The organism is Streptomyces solicamelliae (genome assembly GCF_045348655.1).
GTDB classification, from domain to species: domain Bacteria; phylum Actinomycetota; class Actinomycetes; order Streptomycetales; family Streptomycetaceae; genus Streptomyces; species Streptomyces solicamelliae.
On the sequence record NZ_CP160404.1, the window covers coordinates 2,542,954 to 2,565,992 of the forward strand.

General features: G+C 71.2%; 21 protein-coding genes and 1 tRNA gene. 15 read left to right on the forward strand and 7 right to left on the reverse strand.

From position 1 onward, the window contains the following. Positions 1–6 precede the first annotated feature (6 nt). Entirely contained in the window at positions 7–1,752 is a 1,746-nt protein-coding gene (locus tag ABZO31_RS11690) for an AfsR/SARP family transcriptional regulator (RefSeq protein WP_406861090.1), read from the reverse strand. Between the two features lie 275 nt (positions 1,753–2,027). Between ABZO31_RS11690 and ABZO31_RS11695 the strand changes: the two genes are divergently transcribed. Continuing rightward, the gene (locus ABZO31_RS11695) at positions 2,028–3,608 is read left to right on the forward strand and encodes an MDR family MFS transporter (RefSeq protein ID WP_406861091.1); all 1,581 of its coding nucleotides are present in this window, start codon (positions 2,028–2,030) and stop codon (positions 3,606–3,608) included. 15 nt (positions 3,609–3,623) lie between these two features. Here ABZO31_RS11695 and ABZO31_RS11700 read toward each other — a convergent pair whose 3' ends face one another. Beyond that, positions 3,624–4,364 (reverse strand): translation initiation factor IF-2, encoded by a 741-nt coding sequence (locus tag ABZO31_RS11700; protein WP_406861092.1) that lies wholly within the window; start codon positions 4,362–4,364, stop codon positions 3,624–3,626. 238 nt (positions 4,365–4,602) lie between these two features. Between ABZO31_RS11700 and ABZO31_RS11705 the strand changes: the two genes are divergently transcribed. Then, positions 4,603–4,968, forward strand: coding sequence for a holo-ACP synthase (locus tag ABZO31_RS11705; RefSeq protein WP_406865323.1), 366 nt, complete (start codon positions 4,603–4,605; stop codon positions 4,966–4,968). Here ABZO31_RS11705 and ABZO31_RS11710 read toward each other — a convergent pair. Further along, positions 4,919–5,182: a hypothetical protein gene (locus ABZO31_RS11710; protein WP_406861093.1), complete on the reverse strand. Its 264-nt coding sequence runs from the start codon at positions 5,180–5,182 to the stop codon at positions 4,919–4,921. The genes ABZO31_RS11705 and ABZO31_RS11710 overlap by 50 nt on opposite strands. 307 nt (positions 5,183–5,489) lie before the next feature. On the opposite strand from ABZO31_RS11710, the gene ABZO31_RS11715 reads away from it, so the two are divergent. The 7 genes from ABZO31_RS11715 to ABZO31_RS11745 all read left to right on the forward strand — a co-directional run bounded on the left by ABZO31_RS11715 (position 5,490) and on the right by ABZO31_RS11745 (position 13,437). Then, complete coding sequence (locus ABZO31_RS11715; RefSeq protein ID WP_406861094.1) at positions 5,490–6,530, forward strand: ABC transporter substrate-binding protein; 1,041 nt, start codon at positions 5,490–5,492, stop codon at positions 6,528–6,530. Positions 6,531–6,535: 5 nt separating this feature from the next. Beyond that, a complete protein-coding gene (locus tag ABZO31_RS11720; RefSeq protein ID WP_406861095.1) occupies positions 6,536–7,396 on the forward strand; it encodes a siderophore-interacting protein in 861 nt (286 codons plus the stop codon). Between the two features lie 131 nt (positions 7,397–7,527). Continuing rightward, positions 7,528–9,012 (forward strand): pyridoxal phosphate-dependent decarboxylase family protein, encoded by a 1,485-nt coding sequence (locus tag ABZO31_RS11725; RefSeq protein WP_406861096.1) that lies wholly within the window; start codon positions 7,528–7,530, stop codon positions 9,010–9,012. Continuing rightward, positions 8,993–10,264, forward strand: a complete 1,272-nt coding sequence (locus ABZO31_RS11730; protein ID WP_406861097.1) for a lysine N(6)-hydroxylase/L-ornithine N(5)-oxygenase family protein — start codon at positions 8,993–8,995, stop codon at positions 10,262–10,264. Before ABZO31_RS11725 ends, ABZO31_RS11730 begins: the two co-directional genes overlap by 20 nt. Beyond that, entirely contained in the window at positions 10,261–10,791 is a 531-nt protein-coding gene (locus ABZO31_RS11735; protein ID WP_406861098.1) for a GNAT family N-acetyltransferase, read from the forward strand. The genes ABZO31_RS11730 and ABZO31_RS11735 overlap by 4 nt, the downstream gene beginning before the upstream one ends. Then, the gene (locus ABZO31_RS11740) at positions 10,788–12,557 is read left to right on the forward strand and encodes an IucA/IucC family protein (protein WP_406861099.1); all 1,770 of its coding nucleotides are present in this window, start codon (positions 10,788–10,790) and stop codon (positions 12,555–12,557) included. Before ABZO31_RS11735 ends, ABZO31_RS11740 begins: the two co-directional genes overlap by 4 nt. Positions 12,558–12,789: 232 nt before the next feature. Beyond that, positions 12,790–13,437, forward strand: coding sequence for a hypothetical protein (locus tag ABZO31_RS11745; RefSeq protein WP_406861100.1), 648 nt, complete (start codon positions 12,790–12,792; stop codon positions 13,435–13,437). A gap of 27 nt (positions 13,438–13,464) precedes the next feature. On the opposite strand, the gene ABZO31_RS11750 is transcribed toward ABZO31_RS11745, so the two are convergent. Further along, entirely contained in the window at positions 13,465–14,445 is a 981-nt protein-coding gene (locus ABZO31_RS11750) for a hypothetical protein (protein WP_406861101.1), read from the reverse strand. A 72-nt stretch (positions 14,446–14,517) separates the two neighbouring features. Next, positions 14,518–16,122, reverse strand: coding sequence for a beta-N-acetylhexosaminidase (locus tag ABZO31_RS11755; RefSeq protein WP_406861102.1), 1,605 nt, complete (start codon positions 16,120–16,122; stop codon positions 14,518–14,520). Between the two features lie 188 nt (positions 16,123–16,310). Here ABZO31_RS11755 and ABZO31_RS11760 point away from each other — a divergent pair, with 188 nt between their 5' ends. Beyond that, on the forward strand, positions 16,311–16,586 hold the full coding sequence (locus ABZO31_RS11760; protein ID WP_406861103.1) for a hypothetical protein: 276 nt from the start codon (positions 16,311–16,313) through the stop codon (positions 16,584–16,586). A 47-nt stretch (positions 16,587–16,633) separates the two neighbouring features. After that, on the forward strand, positions 16,634–18,451 hold the full coding sequence (gene glmS, locus ABZO31_RS11765) for a glutamine--fructose-6-phosphate transaminase (isomerizing) (protein ID WP_406861104.1): 1,818 nt from the start codon (positions 16,634–16,636) through the stop codon (positions 18,449–18,451). A 232-nt stretch (positions 18,452–18,683) separates the two neighbouring features. Here glmS and ABZO31_RS11770 read toward each other — a convergent pair whose 3' ends face one another. Further along, positions 18,684–19,250, reverse strand: a complete 567-nt coding sequence (locus ABZO31_RS11770; RefSeq protein ID WP_406861105.1) for a GPR1/FUN34/YaaH family transporter — start codon at positions 19,248–19,250, stop codon at positions 18,684–18,686. A 180-nt stretch (positions 19,251–19,430) separates the two neighbouring features. Continuing rightward, positions 19,431–19,952 carry a universal stress protein gene (locus ABZO31_RS11775; protein ID WP_406861106.1) on the reverse strand — a complete coding sequence of 174 codons (522 nt, stop codon included), beginning with the start codon at positions 19,950–19,952 and terminating at the stop codon, positions 19,431–19,433. A gap of 334 nt (positions 19,953–20,286) precedes the next feature. On the opposite strand from ABZO31_RS11775, the gene ABZO31_RS11780 reads away from it, so the two are divergent. The 4 genes from ABZO31_RS11780 (at position 20,287) to ABZO31_RS11795 (ending at position 22,965) form a co-directional block, all read left to right on the forward strand. Further along, a complete protein-coding gene (locus ABZO31_RS11780; protein ID WP_406861107.1) occupies positions 20,287–20,556 on the forward strand; it encodes a hypothetical protein in 270 nt (89 codons plus the stop codon). Positions 20,557–20,908: 352 nt separating this feature from the next. Then, positions 20,909–22,081, forward strand: a complete 1,173-nt coding sequence (locus ABZO31_RS11785; RefSeq protein ID WP_406861108.1) for a helix-turn-helix domain-containing protein — start codon at positions 20,909–20,911, stop codon at positions 22,079–22,081. A gap of 71 nt (positions 22,082–22,152) precedes the next feature. Next, positions 22,153–22,755: an oligoribonuclease gene (orn, locus tag ABZO31_RS11790; protein ID WP_406861109.1), complete on the forward strand. Its 603-nt coding sequence runs from the start codon at positions 22,153–22,155 to the stop codon at positions 22,753–22,755. Between the two features lie 137 nt (positions 22,756–22,892). After that, positions 22,893–22,965, forward strand: a tRNA-His gene (locus tag ABZO31_RS11795). Positions 22,966–23,039 lie beyond the last annotated feature (74 nt).

The following is a 23,039-nucleotide window of genomic DNA, read 5'->3' on the forward strand; positions in this document are numbered from 1 at the left end:
CACGGGTCAGGCCGGCGCGCCCACCGGGACCGTGCGCAGGGCCATGCGGAGCAGCGGCGGCATCCGGTACTGGAAGAACCGCTCGGAGGAGCCGTCGCGGACGAGGTCCACCTCGAGCAGGAAGAACTCGACCAGTTCCTCCAGGAGTTCCTCGGCGAGGTCCGCGTTGCCGCCGAGGATCCGGGCGGCCTCCTCCACCGTCAGTACGTCGTCGGCCTCGCCCGCCAGTTTGGCGAGGGCGTCGCCGACCCGCGGGTCGAGCCCGCCGCAGCGGCGGCGCACGTGGTGGAACGGGTGCGGGCGCTGGCCGGTGGGGGCGGGCCGGTCGCGGCCCATCCAGTCGACGAGCTGCCGCACCGACCAGTGGGGTCTCAGCTCCAGCAGGCCCACGGCCTCGGCCATCGGGCCGGGCAGCCCGCCGAACAGGTCCAGCAGGGTGCGCGAGGAGTCCTCGCCGAGCAGCCGGTCCCGGCCGAGCGCGCCGAGGAACAGCTCCTGCGCCTGCTCCGGCCCGATGGGCAGGAGGTCCACCGGGGCGCCGAAGTGCCCGCCGCACAGCCGCCGGTAGCCGGCGACGAGGACGGCGGAGCCGGAGTCCTCCGGGAGCAGGTCGGCGACCTGGTGGGCCGCGGCCACGTGGTCGACGACGAGCAGCACCCGGCGGCCGGCGGTCCATGCGCGGAGCAGGGCGGCCCGCTCCGCCCGGCCGTCGGGCAGCGCGGAGCGGGCATGCCCGACGGCTTCGAGCAGTTCGCCGAGGACGTCCTCGACCCGGCGGGGAGCGGCCGGGTCGCCGAACGACACGTACAGCCGGCCGTCCGGGAAGGCCTCGCCGAGCCGGTGGGCGAGGGCGACGGTGAAGGACGTGGTGCCGACGCCGGGCGCGCCGGCGACGCAGACGCACTTGGGGCCCTGGGCCGCGGGTTCGCACAACATACGCCCGACGCGGGCGAGTTCGGTGTCGCGGCCGATGAGCGGGGCGTCGGCGGGGAGCTTCACCGGGGGCCGGACCTCCGGCGCGGCGTGGACGGTCGCCCGGCCGGCGGGCAGGTCGAGGCCGCGGTCCCCGGCGAGCACCTGCTGGTGCAGCCACTGCAGCTCCGAGCAGGGCTCCAGGCCGAGTTCCCGGATGAGGACCCGGCGGATGCGCTGGAAGACCTCCAGGGCGTCCGGCCGCCGGCCCGCGCGGTAGAGCGACAGCATGAGCTTGGCGTGCAGCCCCTCACGCGTGGGGTTGTCCGCCGCGAGCGCGGTCAGTTCGCTGATCAGCCGGTGGTGCCGGCCGAGGAGGAGGTCGGCGTCGATGCGCTCCTCCAGGACCTCGTACCGCTGCTCCGCCAGCCGCAGCGCGTCGATGCCGACGATGGGGCCGGGGGTGAGGTCGGACAGAGCGGGCCCCCGCCAGACGGCGAGGGCCCGGTGGAGCAGGTCGGCGGCCTCGGTGACCGCGCCCTCCTCCATGGCCGTGCGCCCGAGGTCGGCGAGTTCGGTGAAGCGCATGCTGTCCAGGCAGCCCTGGGGCACCGACAGCCGGTAGCCGCCGGGCGTCGTCTCCAGGCTGAGGCCGGGCAGCTTGCGCAGTTGGTAGATGTACGTCTGGAGCGTGGTGGCCGCGCTGGACGGTGGTCGTTCCTCCCAGAGCTCCTCCACGAGCTGGTGCAGTGGAACGGTGCTGTTGGCGCGCAGCGCCAGCAGGGCGAGGACCTGTCGGACCTTTGGAGCGGAGGGCGTCACGTTCACGCCGTCGTGCACGACTTGCAGGGTTCCCAGTAACCCGATCTGCAGCACTGCCCCTCCCGTGGCTTGCATCTCCTACGGCCTGATGCACTTCGTGAGCGTGAGGTGGATCACTTGACTTCCGCTTGAGCTGCACTCGACAAGAACCGGACCACGGCCGCTCACCAGGAAGCCTCCGGAACCTCACTGCCGGAGCCCGGTTGCGAGGTTACGCTACCGAGGGCAATCATATGAGGAAAGCATGTAATTGATGAACAAATCTACGTGCGTCTCACCTTGGAGGAACGACGATGACCGGACCCAGCCCGGGCCGCCCCCAGGGGCGGGCCCCCGGCGCCGCGCCCGAGCGCCCTCTGCCGCCACGGTTCCCCCTGCTCCTCGCCGCGCTGCTGCTGACGAGCGCGATGTCGATGCTCGACCAGTCGATCGTCGCGACCGCGGGCCCCCGGCTGACCGCCGAACTGGGCGCCCTCGATCTGTACAGCTGGACCTTCACCGCGTACATGCTCACCTTCAGCGTGGCCATGCCGATCTACGGCAAACTCGGCGATCTGTTCGGCCGCCGGACCGTGTACCTCTCCGCGGTCGTCATCTTCCTGGTGGGCTCCGCGGCGTGCGGCGCCGCCGACTCCATGGGCGAGCTGATCGCCTACCGCGCCCTGCAGGGCCTCGGCGGCGGCGGGCTGCAGGTGAGCGCGTTCGCGGTGCTCGGCGACCTGATGCCGCCGCGGCAACGCGCCAGGTACCAGGGCTTCTTCGCCGGTGTGATGGTGCTCGCGAACCTGGCGGGACCGCTGGTGGGCGGCGTCCTGACCGACCAGCTCGGCTGGCGCTGGATCTTCTACGTGAACATCCCGCTCGGCCTGCTCGCCCTGGCCGGCCTCCGCCTGCTGCTGCCCGCCGGCCCGCGCCCGGCCACCCGGCCGCGCATCGACTACCCGGGCACGGCGCTGCTCACCCTGCTGATCGCAGCCCTCGTGCTGGCCACGGACTTCGCGGGCCGCGAGGGCTGGACGGACGCACGGGTGCTCGCCCTGGGAGCCGCGGCGGTGGTCCTGGCGGTCGCCTGGGTCCTGCGCGAGCGCAAGGCCCCGGAACCGATCGTCCCCCTCGCGCTCTTCGGCGACCGCACGTTCGCCATCTGCGTGACGGTGGCCTTCGCGGTGAGCTTCGCGTTCTTCGGCTGCGTCAACTTCGTGCCGCTGTTCCTGCAGACGGTGACCGGGGCGAGCGCCTCGCAGACGGGCCTGCTGTTCCTGCCGGCGATGATCGGCATGGCGGTGGCGACGGTGGTGGCGGGCCAGATCATCGGCAGGACCGGCCGCTACAAGTGGTTCCCGGTGGCGAGCACGGCGCTGGCCGCGGTGGCGGCGCTGCTGATGTCCCTGGACACGGCGCACGCGACCCCGGCGAAGGTCGCCACGCTGCTGGCGGTCATGGGCGTAGGGGTCGGCCTCTCGTCCCAGGTCACCACGCTGGTCGCCCAGAGCACCTCCCCCCGCGCGCACCTGGGCGTCAGCACCTCCACGGTCGGCCTGGCCCGCAACCTGGGCACGGCCTTCGGCGCCACGGTCTTCGGCGCCCTCCTCAACACCCGCCTGGCCACCGAGGCCACCCGCCTGCTCCCCGCCGACACGGCGCAGTCGGTCACGGCCGGCACCTGGGACCCGTCGCGGACGAACCCGCAGGTGGCCGAGGCGTACGGCAACGCGCTCGGCACGGTCTTCCTCTCGGCGGTCCCGGTCCTGCTCGTCGCCCTGATCCCAGCCCTGCTGATGAAGGACGACAGGCTGGAGGCGAGGGGTCCGGGCGGCCCCGGTGGCCCTGGGGGCAGGCCGGGCACTCCGGAGGCGAAGACGAGGGCCGCCTGAGCGAGCGGCCCCGCATCAGTGCGGGGGCGGAGCCGGGTCCAGGGCGTTGCCGACGGAGCAGCCGCCCTCTCCGGGCATGCGCTGGATCCGGGACGGCACCCACACCTCGGTGGCGCCGGGTTCGACGCGGGCGAGGAGGCAGTCCTGCGCGTCGAATCCGTTGCCCCTGACCAGCAGGAGGACGCCGACCCGACCTCCGTCCGCCTTCACCTCGGTGACGATCGCCGGATCCATGTCCAGGGCGGCGACCGTACGGCGCACCTCGGCCTCGTCCGCCCGGCCGCCCTTCGGCACCCGGGGGAGCTTCGCGCGGAGCTCCTCGTACGGAAGCTCGGGCGGTTCGGGCGGCGGGGCGAAGGTCAGCGGAGGGTTGTCCGGGCAGTCGACGTAGTCGGGCTCCTCGCCCCACTCCGCCTTGGGCGACACCCGCACCGCGAAACAGGGCCGCACGGTGACCATGTCCTGGCCGTCCCAACCGTCCTGAGCCGTGCCGGACGTGCGGATGACCACGTCGACGCCGTCCCCGTCGTGCGTATCGGTGCCCGTGACCCGCAGCACCTCCACCCCGTCGATGCGGGAGGCGGAGTACCCGACCTCCTCGGCCGTGCGCGGACGCTGGCTGGACAGCCGCTCGCCCGCCCTCGTGGCCACCTCCCGCGCGGCGTCCTCCGCCTTGGCCTCGGGGGTCTCCAGCAGCACCCCGCAGGCGGCGGCGAACAGCAGCAACAGCGGGACGAGCAGCAGCAGTCGGCGCATGCGCCCCACCCTTCCGGCGCCCCGTGCGGCGGGCGACCGCTCGCGTACTCAGACCGGCGTAGGCGATCGTACTCAGCCGCCGCGGCACTCCGGTCCTTCGAGTCGGCGTCGAGTCGGGACTGCGACCCTGCGGGGCATGCGACGTGACGACAGCAGGCGGGGTGTCCGCATATTCACCGGGATCGGGCGGCGACTGGGGCGGGCGTTCAAGGCCGAGGCCGCCCCCGCGGGGCCGCCCATCGCCGGGGTCGGGATCGACGTGGCGGCGATCACGCGGTTCGGGCTCGCGCTGGAGCGGAACCCCGGCCTCGCCGACCGGCTGTTCACCCCCGCGGAGCTCGTGGGGCCGTCCGGTGCGCGCAGGGCGACGGCCTCCCTGGCGGCGCGGTTCGCGGCCAAGGAGGCCGTGGCGAAGTGCCTCGGCGCGCCCGGCGGTCTGCGCTGGCACGACGTGGAGGTGCACACCGGGCCCGACGGCCGGCCCGCCCTGCACGTACGGGGCGGTGTCGCCGCCCTGGCCGGCCAACTCGGCATCTCCTCATGGCATCTGTCGCTCACTCATGATGCGGACGTGGCGTCGGCGGTTGTGATCGCATCGTCCTGAGCTCCGGCTCAAGCTCCCGCCACACCTCCCCCAACTCGGCCCAGAGCGCGGCCTCTTGGGGAGTCATCCGCTCCGGGAACGGCTCGGCGGAGGGCAGGACGACGTAGCCGTAGCACTCCGGGGTCGTGTAGAGGCCGAATCCCTGCCCCAGCGCGGCCAGCCCCACCTCCGCGTCCCGCCACAGCCGGCGCAACCACTTCCTGGACCGTCCCACGGGGTCTCCCTTCGCCGTCCGGGTCGGCAGCGAAGCTAGGGAACGGCCCTCGAAGGCGGCTGGAGCGAGGCTCCGACGGGCCGTCAGTGGCCCTCGAGCCCCTGCGGCCACACTGCCATCGTGGGCGCGCCACGGCCTGCACGCCCTCACCCGGATGGGGCGGAGTGCCGCGCTTCTTCACCCCCGTGCTGCGCGGCGCTCCGCCCCACCCTTGCGTTCCGGCCCCCGATCACCCTCTGGACAAGTAGCGGTGAGGTTAGGCTAACCTACCCTCGACTTCGACCCAGCGCACGAGAGCGGAACCGCCATGCCCAGCAACGCCCGAGCCACCCACCTCACCCGTCGCGGCCTGCTCGCCGCCGGCAGCGCCCTCGGGCTCGGCGCCGCACTCGCAGCCTGCGGTACCGACACGAAGGACGCCGGCAAAGCGTCGGAGAAGTCCGGCGCCTGGGAGTTCAAGGACGACCGCGGCCAGGTCGTGAAGACGAAGTCCACCCCGAAGAACATCGTCGCCTTCACCGGCACCGCCGCCGCCCTCAAGGACTTCGGCATCGAGGTCAAGGGCGTCTTCGGCCCGACCTACGTCGAAGACCCGAAGACCAAGGAGAAGAAGCCGGACGTCCAGGCCGGCGACCTCGACATCGCCAAGGTCAAGGTCATCGGCAACGTCTGGGGCGAGTTCAAGATCGAGGAGTACCTCAAGCTCGAGCCCGAGGTCCTCATCACCGACATGTGGGAGAAGAACGACCTCTGGTACGTCCCGGCCGAGCAGAAGGACAAGATCCTCAAGATCGCCCCGTCCGTCGCCCTCTGGGCCGCCGACAAGTCCATGCCGGCCGTGCTCCAGCGGCACGCCGACCTCGCCGCCTCGCTCGGCGCGGACGTGAAGACCAAGCAGATCCTCGCCGACAAGGCCCGCTTCGAGGCCGCCGCCGAGCGCGTCCGCAAGGCCGCCCAGGGCAAGAAGGACATCAAGGTCCTGATCGGCTCCGGCTCCCCCGACCTCTTCTACGTCTCCACCCCGGTCCGCCCGACCGACACGCTCTACTTCAAGGAGCTGGGCGTGAACCTGGTCGTCCCGACCAAGCTCGACCAGGGCGGCTGGTTCGAGGGCCTGAGCTGGGAGCAGGTCGACAAGTACGCGGCCGACATCATCATGCTCGACAACCGCACCTCGGCCCTGCAGCCGGAGGCCCTGAAGGCCAAGCCGACCTGGGCCGCGCTGCCCGCCGTCAAGGCCGGCCAGGTCATCCCGCGCGTGACCGAGCCCGTCTACTCGTACGCCAAGTGCGCCCCGCTCCTGGAGGACCTGGCCAAGGCGCTCGAGAACGCGACGAAGGTGGCCTGACCCCGATGACGCCCGCCGAGACCGCCCCGTTCCAGTTCTTCTCCCTCCAGGTCGACCGGACGCGGCGGCTCGGCCCGTCCCTGGTCCGTGTCACCTTCACCGGCCCGGACCTCAAGCGGTTCGCCTCCGGGGGGCGCGACCAGTCGCTCTCCCTCTTCCTGCCGCACCCCGGCCAGGACGCGCCCGTCCTGCCGCCGCTCGACGACCCGGACATGTACGCGATCCTGGGCGCCTGGCGCGCGATGCCGGCCGACGAGCGCGCCGTGATGCGCTCGTACACGGTCCGCGAGCAGCGCACCGACCCGGCGGAGGTCGACATCGACTTCGCCGTCCATACAGCGACATCAGCTGCTGACGCAGCGGGCGTCGGCCCCGCCTGCCGCTGGGCCCAGCAGGCGAAGCCCGGCGACCGGGTCGTCCTGCTCGGGCCCGCGGTCGCGCAGAACACCGGGGTCCGCTTCCAGCTCCCCGACGACGCCGACTCCGTGCTGATCTGGGCGGACGAGACGGCCCTGCCCGCCGCCTCCGCGATCCTGGAGTGGCTGCCGGCCGAGACCCGCGCGCACGTGTTCCTCGAGGTGCCGTACTCCGGCGACCGCATGGACCTGGCCACCGAGGCCGACGCCACCGTCACCTGGCTCGTCCGCGAGGAGGGCGCGCCGTCCGCCGTCGAGGCGGTCGCGGCGGCCGAACTGCCGGGCGCGGACCCGTACGTGTGGATCGCCGGCGAGTCCGGCGCGATCAAGGCGCTGCGCCGCCACTTCGTGCGCGAGCGCGGCATCGACAAGCGGCGGGTCACCTTCGTCGGCTACTGGCGCAGGGGCCTGTCCGAGGACGCCCTGCGCGAGGCTCCCGAGGAGGAGTAGAAGACACCCGAACCCGGACAACTCACCACCCACCAAGGGGGCGAGGGGCCGTTGCGAGTGAAGTTAGGTTAGGCTAACCTTACTTCACGCCAACCCCCTCGCCCCTCTCCACGTCCGGAGGACCCATCCCCATGCGCTCGCACCTGCTCAACGACTCGACGGCGGACCGCTACCGTCGCTCCGTCACCGAAGGAGTGGAGCGGGTGGCGGACCGACTCGCCGCCACGCGACGGCCGTTCACCGGCATCACGCCCCAGGAACTGGCCCCCGTCATCGACGCCGTCGACCTGGACCGGCCACTCGGGGACACCTCCGCCGCCCTGGACGAGCTGCAGGACGTCTACCTCCGCGACGCGGTGTACTTCCACCACCCCCGCTACCTGGGCCACCTCAACTGCCCGGTCGTCATCCCGGCGGTGCTCGGCGAAGCGGTGCTCTCCGCGGTCAACTCCAGCCTCGACACCTGGGACCAGAGCGCCGGCGCCACCCTCATCGAGCGCCGACTGATCGACTGGACGGCCGGCCGCATCGGCCTCGGCCCGGCAGCCGACGGCGTGTTCACCTCCGGCGGCACCCAGTCCAACCTCCAGGCACTGCTGCTGGCCCGCGAGGAGGCCAAGACGGCGGACCTGTTGAAGCTGCGGATCTTCACCTCCGAGTGCAGCCACTTCAGCGTCCAGAAGTCCGCCCAGCTGCTCGGCCTCGGCCGCGAGGCCGTCATCCCCGTTCCCGTCGACCGCGAGAAGCGGATGCAGTCCGTGGTCCTCGCCGCCGAACTGGCCGCCTGCCGCGCCGAGGGCCTGGTCCCGATGGCGATCGTCGCCACCGCCGGCACCACCGATTTCGGCTCCATCGACCCGCTGCCCGAGATCGCCGCGCTGGCCGACGAGTACGGCGCCTGGATGCACGTCGACGCCGCCTACGGCTGCGGACTCCTCGCCTCGCGCACCCGCCGTCATCTCCTCGACGGCTTCGAGCGCGCCGACTCGGTCACCGTGGACTACCACAAGTCCTTCTTCCAGCCGGTGAGTTCCTCCGCCGTCCTGGTCCGCGACGGCGCCACCCTGCGGCACGCCACGTACCACGCCGACTACCTCAACCCCCTCCCCCAGGATCTCGGCTCCGCTCGAGCAGGGGGGACCCCCACCACGGTCGCCGAGCAGATCCCCAACCAGGTGGACAAGTCGCTCCAGACCACCCGCCGCTTCGACGCCCTCAAACTGTGGATGACGCTGCGCGTGATGGGCGCCGACGGCGTCGGCGAGCTCTTCGACGAGGTCTGCGACCTCGCCCGCGCCGGCTTCGAGCTGCTCGCCGCCGACCCGCGCTACGACGTGGTCGTCCAGCCGCAGCTGTCCACCCTGGTCTACCGCTACATCCCCGCGGACGCCACCTCGCCCGCCGAGATCGACCGCGCCAACCTCCACGCCCGCAAGGCCCTGTTCGCCTCCGGGGAGGCCGTGGTCGCCGGGACGAAGGTCGACGGCCGCCAGTACCTGAAGTTCACCCTGCTCAACCCCGAGACGACGGTGTCCGACATCGCCGCCGTCCTTGATCTGATCGCCGGCCACGCCGAGCAGTACCTGGGAGAGACCCTTGTCCACGCAGCCTCTTGATTTCATCGGCATCGGGCTCGGCCCCTTCAACCTCGGCCTCGCCTGTCTGACCGAGCCGCTCGACGAGCTGAACGGCGTCTTCCTGGAGTCCAAGCCGCACTTCGAGTGGCACTCCGGGATGTTCCTGGAGGGCGCCCACCTCCAGACGCCGTTCATGTCGGACCTGGTCACCCTCGCCGACCCGACGTCCCCGTACTCCTTCCTCAACTACCTGAAGGAGCGCGGCCGGCTGTACTCGTTCTACATCCGTGAGAACTTCTATCCGCTGCGCACCGAGTACAACGACTACTGCCGCTGGGCCGCCGAGAAGTTGAACAGCATCCGCTTCTCGACGACCGTCACGAAGGTGACGTACGACGAGACGGCCGAGCAGTACGTCGTCGCCACCGACTCCGGGGAAACGTTCCGCGCGGCCCGTCTGGTCCTGGGCACCGGCACCCCGCCGTACGTCCCCGAGTCCTGCCGGGGCCTCGGCGGCGACGCGATCCACAACTCGCGCTACCTCCCGAACAAGGAGGAGCTCCAGAAGAAGAAGTCGATCACTCTCGTCGGCAGCGGTCAGAGCGCCGCCGAGATCTACTACGACCTGCTGAGCGAGATCGACGTCCACGGCTACAAGCTGAACTGGATCACCCGCTCCCCTCGCTTCTTCCCCCTCGAATACACCAAGCTCACCCTGGAGATGACCTCTCCGGAGTACGTGGACTACTTCCACGCGCTGCCCGAGCGGACCCGCTACCGCCTGGAGACGGAGCAGAAGGGCCTGTTCAAGGGCATCGACGGCGAACTGATCGACGCGATCTTCGACCTGCTCTACCAGAAGAACCTGGCCGGCCCGGTCCCCACCCGCCTCCTCACCAACGCGGCCCTGCGGACCGCCTCGTACGACGAGACCACGGGCACGTACGCGCTCGGCTTCCGCCAGGAGGAGCAGGAGAAGGACTTCACCCTGGAGACCGAGGGCCTGATCCTCGCCACCGGCTACAAGTACGCCGTCCCCGCCTTCCTGGAGCCGGTCCGCGACCGGCTCCGCTGGGACGGCCAGGGCCGCTTCGACGTGGCCCGCAACTACTCGATCGACACGACGGGCGGCGCGGTCTTCCTCCAGAACGCCGGCGTCCACACGCACTCCATCACCTCCCCCGACCTGGGCATGGGCGCCTACCGCAACGCCTACCTGGTCCGCGAGCTGCTGGGCCGCGAGCACTACCCCGTAGAGAAGACCATCGCGTTCCAGGAGTTCGCCGTATGACCGTACGTTTCCGCCCCCTCGATCCGCTCAAGGACGCGGAGCTGATCCACCCCTGGGTCACCCACCCCAAGGCCGCCTTCTGGATGATGCAGGACGCGAAACTGGAGGACGTCGAGCGCGAGTACATGGGCTTCGCCGCCGACCCGCACCACCAGGCCTTCATCGGCCTCGTGGACGAGAAGCCCGCGGTCCTCATGGAGCGCTACGACCCGGCGCACCTCGAGCTGGTCGGCCTGTACGAGCCGCAGCCCGGGGACGTCGGCATGCACTTCCTGGTCGCGCCCAGCGACACCCCGGTGCACGGCTTCACCCGCATGGTGATCACCGAGGTGATGCGGGAGCTGTTCGCCGACCCGGCGACGGCCCGCGTGGTCGTCGAGCCGGACGTCCGCAACAAGGCGGTGCACGCGCTGAACGAGGCGGTGGGGTTCGTTCCGGAGCGGGAGATCGAGAAGCCGGAGAAGCGGGCGCTGCTGAGCTTCTGCACGCGGGCACAGTTCGAGGCAGCCGTGGGAGCCGCCGTATGAACCCCGTCGCACACCTCACCCCCGAGCGCTGGGCGGACGCGAACCGGGCGCTGATCCGCAAGGGTCTCGCCGAGTTCGCGCACGAGCGGCTGCTGACGCCGGAGGACCTCGGGGACGGCACGTACCGCGTGCTGTCGGACGACGGCGCGACCGAGTACCGCTTCACCGCGGACCGGTACGCCCTCGACCACTGGCAGGTCGACGCCGCGTCGATCACCCGTCTGCGCAATGGCGAGGAACTGGGGCTGGACGCGCTGCAGTTCATCACCGAACTGCGGCAGGCGCTGGGCCTGAGCGACGAGATCCTGCCGGTGTATCTGGAGGAGATCTCGTCCACCCTGGCCGGCACGGCGTACAAGTCGACCAAGCCGCCCGTCACGGCCGCCGAGCTGGCCCGCGCCGACTTCCAGGCGATCGAGACGGGGATGACCGAGGGCCACCCCTGCTTCGTCGCCAACAACGGCCGGCTCGGCTTCGGTGTGGACGAGTACCGCGCGTACGCGCCGGAGGCCGCCTCCCCGATCCACCTGATCTGGCTGGCCGCGCGGCGCGACCGCGCGACGTTCACGGCGGGCGCGGACATCGAGTACGACGCGTTCATCCGGGCGGAACTGGGCGACAACGCGGTCGACGGCTTCGCCGAGACGCTGGCCTCGCGCGGCCTGGACCTGGCCGACTACCTCCTGATCCCGGCACATCCCTGGCAGTGGTGGAACAAGCTGTCCGTCACCTTCGCGGCCGAGGTCGCGCAGGAGCGCCTGGTGTACCTGGGCGAGGGCGACGACGCGTACCTGGCCCAGCAGTCGATCCGCACGTTCTACAACACGTCGTCTCCGACGAAGCATTACGTCAAGACGGCCCTGTCCGTGCTCAACATGGGCTTCATGCGCGGGCTTTCGGCCGCCTACATGGAGGCCACGCCGGCGATCAACGACTGGCTGGCCGGACTGATCGAGGCGGACCCGGTCCTCAAGGAGGCCCGCTTCTCGATCATCCGCGAGCGGGCGGCGGTCGGCTACCGGCACCTGGAGTACGAGGCCGCGACGGACCGCTACTCCCCGTACCGCAAGATGCTGGCCGCGCTGTGGCGCGAGAGCCCGGTGGCCTCGCTCGGGAAGGGCGAGCGCCTGGCGACCATGGCGTCGCTGCTGCACGTGGACCACGAGGGCAGGTCGCTGGCGGCGGCCCTGATCCGCCGGTCGGGCCTGCCCCCGAAGGAGTGGCTGGCCCGGTACCTGGACGCGTACCTCCTCCCGGTGCTGCACAGCTTCTACGCCTACGACCTGGTGTACATGCCGCACGGCGAGAACGTGATCCTGGTCCTGGACGAGAGCGGCGCGGTGGTCCGCGCGGTGTTCAAGGACATCGCCGAGGAGATCTGCGTGATGGACCCGGACGCGGTCCTTCCGCCGGCGGTGGAGCGGATCCGGGCGGAGGTCCCGGAGCACATGAAGCTGCTGTCGGTCTTCACCGACGTCTTCGACTGCTTCTTCCGCTTCCTCGGAGCCACCCTGGCCGCGGAGGGCGTCGTGGACGAGGACGCCTTCTGGTCGACGGTGGCGTCCTGCGTGCATGCCTATCAGGCGTCGAAGCCGGAGCTGGCGGAGAAGTTCGCCCAGTACGACATGTTCACGGAGACCTTCGCCCTCTCCGCCCTGAACCGCCTTCAGCTCCGCAACAACAAGCAGATGGTCGACCTGGCGGACCCGTCGGGCGCCCTGCAGCTCGTCGGCGACCTGGCGAACCCGATCGCCCGGTTCGCCTGACCCGAACCAGCCTGCGGTCCGGGGGTACGGTCCCCCCGGACCGCAGGCTCCGTCTTCCGCTCCCCGAAGCACGGCCCCCTCCATTCAGGCGATCACTTTGCGTCACGAGAGGGAACTCGGCGGCTACTCAGCGTCGCCGGGGAAGGGTGACGTCGGGCCGGATCCGCCGGCCGGGAACGGAGGTGCTGACGCCGTGAGGAATCGACTCGCCCGTGGCATGGCGGAAGCAGCAGTGATCGCCGCCCTCGTCGCGTCGGCCGCCTGCGGGAGCGGGAGCGCACAGCAGGGCGGTGAGACGGACTCGCCGACACACACGCCGGAAGCGGGCAGCACACTCTTCCCAGGGAAGGGCGGCGGCCAGTCCGCCCCCGTCCGCGTGCCGACCGCAAAGGTGGGCCGCGAAGCGCGCGCATCAGTGAAGGTCCAGAACGATTCCGACCAGAACCTCTCCGTCGTGAATGTGTTCACGAGCACCGACGGCGACGGTGTGCAGGCGGCGGCGAATCCCCGCGCCTGCTCTGGCGAGGTCCCGCCCGGCGGGTCCTGCGTGATGACCCTCACGGTCACGGCCTCCGTGGCGGGCCCTTACAGCGGAGTGATGACCGTCGAGACCTCACAGGGCGAGACGCTCACCGTGCCCTTCTCCGGGGAGACGATCGACGAAGAGTCCACTGGTCCGACCGACTCCACGGACCCCACCGACCCGACCGACCCCACCGACCCGACCGACCCGACGGACCCCACGGACCCGACCGACCCCACAGACCCGACCGACCCCACCGATCCCACGGACCCGACCAACCCCACAGACCCGACCGATCCGACGGACCCGACCGACCCCACAGATCCCACCGACCCCACGGCCCCCGACCCGACCTAGGCCGGCCCGCCGGATCAGGGCCCCGGTTCACTTGACGGGCGAGGTCATCTCCACGCGCATGGTCTCGTTGTCGGGCAGCACGACCGTCAGGTGGTCCTCGTACCGCGAGGCGTAGGACACGAGGTAGAAGCGCGACGGGGACTTCACGAGCAGGCGGAACCCCCGGTACTCGTACCGGTACGGGCCCTTGTCGGCGCCCATGTCCTTGTCCTTGATGTTCTTCGCGTGATGGATGAGCGGGACCTGCGAGTAGACCACGACGGGCAGGCTCCCCGTGTGCCCCCCTTCGATGGCCGTCCAGGCATCGGTCCTCCCGGACTCGGCGACGTACCGGGAGACGCCGAAGAACACGCTCATGGCCAGCAGCCCGATCAACAGGGCGCCGCCCGCGGACCACAACCGGTCGGCGGTCTCGTCGCGCGGGCCGTCGTCCTCGTCCACGCTGTGCTGGAGACGCTGCTGCACGGCAAAGAACGCCATGGTGGCGCCCAGAGCCACCATGAAGGGAGGGACGAACGGCGTCCCCCACCAGGAGTCGGGGAGGGGTGTGGGAATCCGCCGGCCGAAGAAGACGGGGAACCCCAGGAGGACCAGGAGGAGACCGACGACGAGGAACCACCAGCACACCGCCGCTCGCCGCTTCTCGTTCCCGGGGCGGGCCAGCACGTGGCCGACCCGGCCGAGCACCAGCAGCACCGTCAGTCCGCAGACCAGCAGGAACCACACGGGGCCGAAGACCGCCTCGGGACTCTTGGCCAGGTAGGCCTGGACGGAGAGCTGGAGGTCGGACGACGGCACGCCGAAGGCCGCGTAGTAGGAGTCGGTGTACACGCTGGCGAAGTAGTACAGCAGGCCGATGACGGCCGTCCCCGGCGCCACCACGTACGCCGCCCTGCTCAGGAAGGACGCCATCGTCGACGCCGACGCCGGGCGGGACGGTGCCGACGCCGGCGCAGGGCGGGACGGTGCCGACGCCGGCCGGGACGGCTCCTCGCTTGGCACGGACATGCCGTCAGTCTCCGTGCCACCGCCCCGCCGCGCACGCAGAGCCCCGCCACCCGGCTGACCCCCGAACAGGGCCTATGACCAGGGGACCTGGGGCGAGCGGTGGTAGTCGATCCCGAGCGCCTCGAAGCGCGGGCCCTGTGCCGCGAGGCGCAGTCTGTAGGAGTCCCAGTCGTGCGTCTCCGCCGGGGACCAGCCCAGTTCCGCGACGCCCGGCAGACGCGGGAAGGCCATCCGGTCGATGTGGGCGTTCTCCGAGATCGTCTCCGTCCACAGCGGGGCCTCCACGCCGCGGATCGCCTCGGCGGGGGCGCCGGGCAGGTACGCGGCCGGGTTCCAGTCGTACGAGCGCTGGACCTCGACGTAGCCGGCCCACGAGAGGCCGAGCTTCGTGGCGGCGTCGTACTTCATGTCCAAGTACGTACGGTCCGCCGGCGACAGGATCAGGCCGGTGCCGTTCCGCGCGGCGGCCGCGACCTGTTCCTTCTCCGCCGCGCTCGTACGGTCCAGCCCCCAGTACTGGGCGAGGGCGCCGGGCGCCGGGGTCGCGCCGGTGATCTGGTGCCAGCCGACGACGGTCTTGCCGTACTGCGCGACGACCGGCTGGACGCGGTCCATGAAGGCGGCGTAGTCGGCGTGGCTGGTGGAGTGGGCCTCGTCTCCGCCGATGTGGAGGTACTGCCCCGGCGTCAGCGCGGCGAGCTCGCGGATCACGTCGTCGACGAAGTCGTACGTCGCCTCCTTCGCCACGCACAGCGAGCTGAAGCCCACGTTCGTGCCCGTGTACAGCGGCGGGGCCACGCCGTCGCAGTTCAGTTCGGCGTACGAGGCGAGGGCCGCGTTCGTGTGGCCGGGCATGTCGATCTCGGGGACGACCTCCATGTGGCGGGAGGCCGCGTACGCAACGATCGCCTTGTAGTCGTCCTTCGTGTAGTACCCGCCGGGCCCGCCGCCGACCTGGGTGGAGCCGCCGTAGGTCGCGAGGCGGGGCCAGGAGTCGATGGCGATGCGCCAGCCCTGGTCGTCGCTGAGGTGCAGATGCAGTTTGTTGATCTTGTAGAGGGCGAGCTGGTCGACGTACCGCTTCACCTGGTCGACGGTGAAGAAGTGCCGGGAGACGTCGAGCATCGCGCCCCGCCAGGCGTACCGGGGCGTGTCGGTGACGGTGCCGCCGGCGACGGTCCACGGGCCCGGCTGGAGGGTGCGCCGCTCGACCCGGGCGGGCAGCTGCTGGCGCAGGGTCTGGACGGCGCGGAAGAGGCCGGCCGGGGTGCGGGCGGTGAGGGTGACGCCGCCGCGGCCGGAGCGGAGGCGGTAGCCCTCCTCGCCGAGGGCGGAGTCGCGCGCGCTGAGCTTGAGCAGGATGCCGCCGTGGCCGGTGTCGTCGGTGACGGGCAGCGGGTAGCCGGTGGAGGGGCGCAGGACGCCGGCGAGGTACTCGCCGACGGCGACCGCGCCGGCCGCGCCGCGGTCGACGCGGATGCGGGTGGCGGCGGTCAGGGTGAACGGGGAGCCGGCCGGGCTCACCGAGGCGGGTACGGGGACGACCTGGCCGAGCGGCCGGGTCACCGGTTCCGCGGCCGTCCCGGCGGCGGGCGAGGCGCCGACGCAGGAGATGCCGGCGGCCGCGACGAGGAGCAGGGCGCCGAGCACGCGCGGAAACGTTCTGTGCTGTCTCACGGGCAGTCCCTTTCATACGTACCGATGCGAGCCGATGCGTAGCCGAACCGTCACCATGCGTACCGTGCGCCCCAGCAAGCGTCAAGGTGTAGACCAATTTCGGGCTCCACAGACCGGTTCGCGAGGCCGCCTGCCCGAAATCGGGCAGGATTCTTGCAAAGCTCGCGGGACTCCCCCAGTATTTCCGGGTGCTCGAACGCCGCCCGTCGCACGACGACCTGATCGACCACCTGGTCCGCAGCACCGCGCTCCCGCGCGGTGAGGCCGCCCGGGTGGTGCTCGACGTGCTGGCGTACTTCGACGAGACGACCGAGGAGTTCGTCCGCCGCCGCCATCGCGAACTGCAGTCCGGCGGCGCCGTGAACGCCGAGATCTTCGAACGCATCGCGGCCGAACTGCCGCACCGCGCGGTGGCGCCGCCGGAGCTCTCGCTCCGCCAGCTGCGCCGCATCGTCTACGGCTGACCGCCCGGACGGCCGAGCACTTCACTACCAGGAGGGGTTTCACCTATATGTGCGGAATCGTCGGTTACATCGGCAAGCGCGACGTCGCTCCGCTGCTGCTGGAGGGCCTGCAGCGGCTGGAGTACCGGGGCTACGACTCGGCGGGCATGGTCGTCACCAGCCCGAAGTCGTCCGGCCTGAAGATGGTCAAGGCCAAGGGCCGGGTCCGTGACCTGGAGGCCAAGCTCCCGAAGCGCTTCACCGGCACCACCGGCATCGCGCACACCCGCTGGGCCACCCACGGCGCGCCCAGCGACGTGAACTCGCACCCGCACCTGGACCCCGAGAACAAGGTCGCGGTCGTCCACAACGGCATCGTCGACAACGCCGCCGAGCTGCGCGCCAAGCTGGAGGCGGACGGCGTCGTCTTCGCCTCCGAGACCGACACCGAGGTCATCACCCACCTCATCGCCCGCTCGCAGGCCGAGACCCTCGAGGAGAAGGTCCGCGAGGCGGTCAAGGCCATCGAGGGCACCTACGGCATCGCCGTGATGCACGCCGACTTCAACGACCGCATCGTGGTCGCCCGCAACGGCTCCCCGGTGATCCTCGGCATCGGCGAGAAGGAGATGCTGGTCGCCTCCGACGTCGCCGCGCTGATCGCCCACACCCGCCAGGTCGTCACCCTCGACGACGGCGAGATGGCCACCCTGAAGGCCGACGACTTCCGCACCTACACGACCTCCGGCGCGTCCACCACCGCGACCCCGGAGACCGTGGAGTGGGAGGCCGCCTCGTACGACATGGGCGGCCACGACACGTACATGCACAAGGAGATCTCCGAGCAGCCCGACGCGGTCGACCGCGTGCTGCGCGGCCGGATCGACGACCGCTTCTCCACCGTGCACCTCGGCGGCCTGAACCTCGACCCGCGCGAGGCCCGCACCATCCGCCGCATCAAGATCCTCGGCTGCGGCACCTCGTACCACGCCGGCCTCATCGGCGCCGGGCTGATCGAGTCCATGGCCCGCATCCCCGCGGACGCCGAGCCGGCCTCCGAGTTCCGCTACCGCAACCCGGTCGTGGACCCCGACACCCTGTACATCGCGGTCTCCCAGTCCGGCGAGACGTACGACGTGCTGGCCGCCGTCCAGGAGCTCAAGCGCAAGGGCGCCCGCGTCCTCGGCGTGGTCAACGTGGTGGGCTCGGCCATCGCCCGCGAGGCCGACGGCGGCGTGTACGTGCACGCCGGCCCGGAGGTCTGCGTGGTCTCCACCAAGTGCTTCACCAACACCGTCGTCGCCTTCGCGCTGCTCGCCCTGCACCTCGGCCGCATCCGCGACCTGTCCGTCACCGACGGCAAGCGGATCATCGAGGGCCTGCGCAAGCTGCCCGAGCAGATCGCCGAGATCCTGCAGAACGAGGACGAGATCAAGAAGCTCGCCGAGGAGTACGCGGGCGCAGCCTCGATGATGTTCATCGGGCGCGTGCGCGGCTACCCGGTCGCCCTGGAGGCCTCCCTCAAGCTGAAGGAGATCTCCTACATCCACGCCGAGGCGTACCCGGCCTCCGAGCTGAAGCACGGCCCGCTCGCCCTGATCGAGCCGGCCCTGCCGACGGTCGCGATCGTCCCCGACGACGACCTGCTCGAGAAGAACCGCGCCGCCCTGGAGGAGATCAAGGCCCGCAGCGGCCGCATCCTCGCCGTGGCCCACCAGCCGCAGGAGAAGGCCGACCACACCATCGTCGTGCCGAAGAACGAGGACGAGCTGGACGCCATCCTCATGGGCATCCCGCTGCAGCTCTTCGCGTACCACACGGCGCTCGCCATGGGCCGCGACATCGACAAGCCGCGCAACCTGGCCAAGTCCGTCACGGTCGAGTAGCAGCCCCCGGGGGCCGGTCCCCCAGGGCCCGCGGCTCCGGGCTGTCCCCCGGAGCCGCCGTCTCGGCCACGGCCGGGAAAGCCCGTCCGGCGCACTTCCGGCCTGTCCCCGGAAGCCGGACGCCCGGCCGGACAAGAGAGCGGTCCCCGCGCACACCATCCGTGCGCGGGGACCGCTCTCTTTCCCGGGCCCGCGGCCCCCGCCCAGGAACGGCGGGCCCGGCGGGGCCGCGTCAGCCGGTGGCCGTCACCCCCCGGCCCGCGGCACGCCCCAGGGACGTCGGCCAGTTCGCGACCGCCGCCGTCGCGCCGTACCAGGCCGCGAGGCCCGCCACCGCCGCGACCCAGCCGCCGGCCTTGCCCAGACCGTCGTTGCCCGCCATCGAGGCGACGCCGGAGAGCAGCAGGGAGACGAACAGCAGCCCGTACACGCCCTGTCCGAAGAGTCCGCTGCCCTTCGCCGACATCGTCAGCGTGAGCGCGAGCAGCGCCCACAGCAGCAGGAAGACCCCGGTCGCCTCGGCCGACGACGGGTCGCCCGCCGCGGTGCCCCAGGTGAACCAGAACGCGCCGAGGGCCGCATACGCCGTGCCCTCACCGGAGTTGCCCGCGCGCAGCGCGAGCAGACCGACGAGGAACAGGGTGACCCCGCCGACCCAGGTGGCGAGGGAGGCGGCGTTCGACGCCGCGACGTTGTCGATCACACCGGTGCTGCCTATGCCGAAGGCGAGCAGTGTGAGTCCGAGTGCGAGCTGGCCGAGTGTGGAGGTGCTGTTTCCCGCGGCGACGTCCTTGTCCACGGCGGGCTCCCTTCAGGTGTGCAGTTGTGCTGCGTGGGTGCTGGTTCCGGTGACTCTTTATGTACCCTTCACAAGCACACAATTCACCTGAGAATGGCGGGATTTATCGCCGTACAAAGGGAGTTGGGGAAGTGACTGCGGTGACGCGGGTGGTACGGGACGCTGCCTGCGGGGTGACCGTTACGGGATGACGACGACGGGCCGCTGGGCGCGGCGTGCGAGGCGGCCGGCGACCGAGCCGAAGATCCGCCCGACGATCCCGTGCGTGGATCCGACCACGATGGCGTCGGCCGAGTACTCGCGCCCGACCTCCTCCAGCTCGTGACAGATGTCACCGCCGCGCTCGACGAGGATCCAGGGAACCTCGCTCAGATACTCCGCGCAGGCCAGCTCCAGGCCGAGGACCTCGGTGCGGTGATCGGGCACGTCGACGAAGACCGGCGGCTCGCAGCCCGCCCAGACGGTGGTGGGCAGCCGGTTGGCGACGTGCACGATGATCAGGCCGGAGCCGGAGCGGCGGGCCATGCCGATCGCGTACGCGAGGGCGCGCTCACTGGACGTGGAGCCGTCGAAGCCCACCACGACGCCGTGCCGGAAGGCCGGGTCGCAGGACGGGCGTGGCTGTTCCACCGCGAGCGGGTCGACCGTGGAGTCGGCGACGCGCTTGCGGTCCGCGGGTTCGGGGAATTCGTGACCGGCCATCGGTGTCTCGGCGAATCAGGTCCTTGAGGAAGGAAACGAGGAAGCAGTCGAACGGAACGACGGGGGACGTCGGAGCCGTGTCCGGGAATCATCTTCCCAAGCCCATACCCCCAAGGGTACGGCGACACTCCTCTCCTGCCCAGGGCCGCCCGTCCCATGCACGGCTTCCGCACGGCGTCCCAGGGAGCATGCACGAGCCGCTCCCGATATGGCAATGCCGCTTGTGTCCTACAGGCGTCCGAACGGAGGCCGAACGGACGTCCGCCCAGTGACCGGAACGTTCCGCTCCTCGTTGCCACGGGGTCACACCCCCCGACCCCGAGGGAGCCCCTCCGTGCCCGGACCGCCGGCCGCCCCCCTGTCCGCCTCCGCCGCCCAGCCCGCCGGTGACGTCGTCCGGTGGGCGCTGTTCGCCTGCGTCGTCGCGCCCGTGGTGCTGCTCGCGTACGGGACCTCGCTGGGCGGGGCCGCGGGCACCGCCCTCGGGCTGGCGGCGGTGACGGCGGTCTGCCGGGTGCTGCTGCGCCGCTCGGAACGGAACCGGGGCGGAAGACGGCGCCGGAATCCCGTCAGGACTGACGGATTCGCACGCACGCACCCGTAGGTTTTCAGCCAACTTCACCTGACCGGCGAGTCCTTGCCGGAAGCACCCCGTAACCCCGGTGCCACCAGCGAAGAAAGCCCCGGAAGCGTCCTGCGCACCCTACGGGGACGGGCCATCGGCGTCCGACCCACTTCCCTGCGCGGCCCGCGAGTGGAACGCTTCGTGATCGAATGCTTCGCGCCAAGTTGCCTTGTCGACAATGTGCCGGATGCAGAACTTGTCACGCCGGCGCCACGGGACGCAGTAGATTCGATCATGGGTATCGAAGACTGGGGACTCGTGCAAAACCGAGGGGAAACGTGCAGGAGCGACAGGACCAGGGAGACGCGAACACCGAGGGGGGCTTAGCGTCATGAGCCAGGACTCCGTTGCACCGGAGGCCGCGCGGAAACTCTCCGGGCGCCGCCGCCGCGAAGTCGTCGCGGTGCTGCTGTTCAGCGGCGGCCCCATCTTCGAGAGCTCCATCCCGCTCTCGGTGTTCGGCATCGACCGGCAGGACGCCGGCGTGCCCCGCTACCGGCTGCTGGTGTGCGCCGGCGAGGACGGCCCGCTGCGGACCACAGGGGGCCTCGAACTCACCGCGCCGTACGGACTGGACGCGATCAGCCGGGCGGGCACCGTCGTCGTGCCGGCCTGGCGGTCGATCACCTCGCCGCCGCCCCCGGAGGCGCTCGACGCGATCCGCCGGGCGCACGAGGAAGGCGCCAGAATCGTCGGGCTGTGCACCGGCGCGTTCGTCCTCGCGGCGGCCGGGCTGCTCGACGGCCGGCCGGCGACCACGCACTGGATGTACGCGCCGACGCTCGCCAAGCGCTACCCGTCGGTCCACGTGGACCCGCGGGAGCTCTTCGTCGACGACGGGGACGTGCTGACCTCCGCCGGCACCGCCGCCGGCATCGACCTCTGTCTGCACATCGTGCGGACCGACCACGGCACGGAGGCCGCGGGCGCCCTGGCGCGCCGGCTGGTCGTCCCGCCGCGGCGCAGCGGCGGTCAGGAGCGCTACCTCGATCGATCTTTACCGGAGGAGATCGGCGCCGACCCGCTGGCCGAGGTCGTCGCCTGGGCGCTGGAGCACCTCCACGAGCAGTTCGACGTGGAGACCCTCGCGGCGCGCGCGTACATGTCACGGCGCACGTTCGACCGCAGGTTCCGCTCGCTGACCGGATCCGCGCCGCTGCAGTGGCTGATCACCCAGCGGGTGCTGCAGGCGCAGCGGCTCCTGGAGACCTCGGACTACTCGGTCGACGAGGTCGCCGGGCGCTGCGGCTTCCGCTCGCCGGTGGCGCTGCGCGGGCACTTCCGCCGCCAGCTGGGCTCCTCGCCGGCCGCGTACCGGGCCGCCTACCGGGCCCGCCGCCCGCAGGGCGAGGCCGCGACCACGGTCCTGGACCCGATGGTCCCGGCGCAGGCGTCCGCGGCGGCCCGCCGCCCGGCGCAGCTCGCCCCCGAACCGGGCAAGCCGCAGTCGGACGCGTACGCCTCCGGACGCCCGGCCCTGCCGGGACCGCGCAGCGCGAGCTGAAGCGCACCGTCGCGCCCGATGGGCGTCCGGGGGTCTCTCCCCGGGCGCCCATCAGCCATAAGGTAGGACGCATGAACGATCGCATGGTGTGGATCGACTGCGAGATGACCGGGCTCTCGCTGACGGACGACGCACTCATCGAGGTGGCCGCGCTGGTCACCGACTCGGAACTGAACGTGCTCGGCGACGGTGTGGACATCGTGATCCGCCCGCCGGACGCGGCCCTGGAGACCATGCCCGACGTGGTGCGCGCGATGCACACCTCCTCCGGGCTGCTCGACGAGCTGGCGGGCGGCACCACCCTCGCCGACGCCGAGGCCCAGGTCCTCGCCTATGTGCGCGAGCACGTGAAGGAGCCCCGCAAGGCTCCCCTCTGCGGAAACTCGGTCGGCACCGACCGCGGCTTCCTCGCCCGTGACATGTCCGCACTGGAGGGCTACCTCCACTACCGGATCGTCGATGTCTCCTCGGTCAAGGAGCTGGCCCGCCGCTGGTACCCGAGGGCGTACTTCAACAGTCCGGAGAAGAACGGCAACCACCGGGCGCTCGCCGACATCCGCGAGTCCATCGCCGAGCTGCGCTACTACCGCGAGGCGATCTTCGTCCCGCCGCCCGGTCCGGACAGCGACACCGCCCGGCAGATCGCGGCCAAGCACGTACAGCCCGCGGAATGACCCGCGACTGACCTGCGGACGAGCCGTGGCTCGCGCCCGAGAGGAACCGAAAACAATGCGGGCGCGAGCACCCTCTCGGACCCTGTAGACTTCTTCTCGGCCGGTCGGGGAAACCTTCGGGTAAACCGCCGGTCATGGTGGGTGTAGCTCAGTTGGTAGAGCACCTGGTTGTGGTCCAGGTGGCCGCGGGTTCGAGTCCCGTCACTCACCCTGAAGAGTGAAGGCCCGGTCTGTAAACAGACCGGGCCTTCGTCGTGTCCCCGGCCCTCGACGGCCCCGGCCCC

Bases quoted from the DNA above. Each gene is read 5' to 3' on its own strand.
- ABZO31_RS11695 (WP_406861091.1), top strand. From the start codon at position 2,028: ATGACCGGACCCAGCCCGGGCCGCCCCCAGGGGCGGGCCCCCGGCGCC.
- ABZO31_RS11700 (WP_406861092.1), bottom strand. From the start codon at position 4,364: ATGCGCCGACTGCTGCTGCTCGTCCCGCTGTTGCTGCTGTTCGCCGCC.
- ABZO31_RS11715 (WP_406861094.1), top strand. From the start codon at position 5,490: ATGCCCAGCAACGCCCGAGCCACCCACCTCACCCGTCGCGGCCTGCTC.
- ABZO31_RS11720 (WP_406861095.1), top strand. From the start codon at position 6,536: ATGACGCCCGCCGAGACCGCCCCGTTCCAGTTCTTCTCCCTCCAGGTC.
- ABZO31_RS11725 (WP_406861096.1), top strand. From the start codon at position 7,528: ATGCGCTCGCACCTGCTCAACGACTCGACGGCGGACCGCTACCGTCGC.
- ABZO31_RS11735 (WP_406861098.1), top strand. From the start codon at position 10,261: ATGACCGTACGTTTCCGCCCCCTCGATCCGCTCAAGGACGCGGAGCTG.
- ABZO31_RS11740 (WP_406861099.1), top strand. From the start codon at position 10,788: ATGAACCCCGTCGCACACCTCACCCCCGAGCGCTGGGCGGACGCGAAC.
- ABZO31_RS11750 (WP_406861101.1), bottom strand. From the start codon at position 14,445: ATGTCCGTGCCAAGCGAGGAGCCGTCCCGGCCGGCGTCGGCACCGTCC.
- glmS (WP_406861104.1), top strand. From the start codon at position 16,634: ATGTGCGGAATCGTCGGTTACATCGGCAAGCGCGACGTCGCTCCGCTG.
- ABZO31_RS11775 (WP_406861106.1), bottom strand. From the start codon at position 19,952: ATGGCCGGTCACGAATTCCCCGAACCCGCGGACCGCAAGCGCGTCGCC.
- ABZO31_RS11785 (WP_406861108.1), top strand. From the start codon at position 20,909: ATGAGCCAGGACTCCGTTGCACCGGAGGCCGCGCGGAAACTCTCCGGG.
- orn (WP_406861109.1), top strand. From the start codon at position 22,153: ATGAACGATCGCATGGTGTGGATCGACTGCGAGATGACCGGGCTCTCG.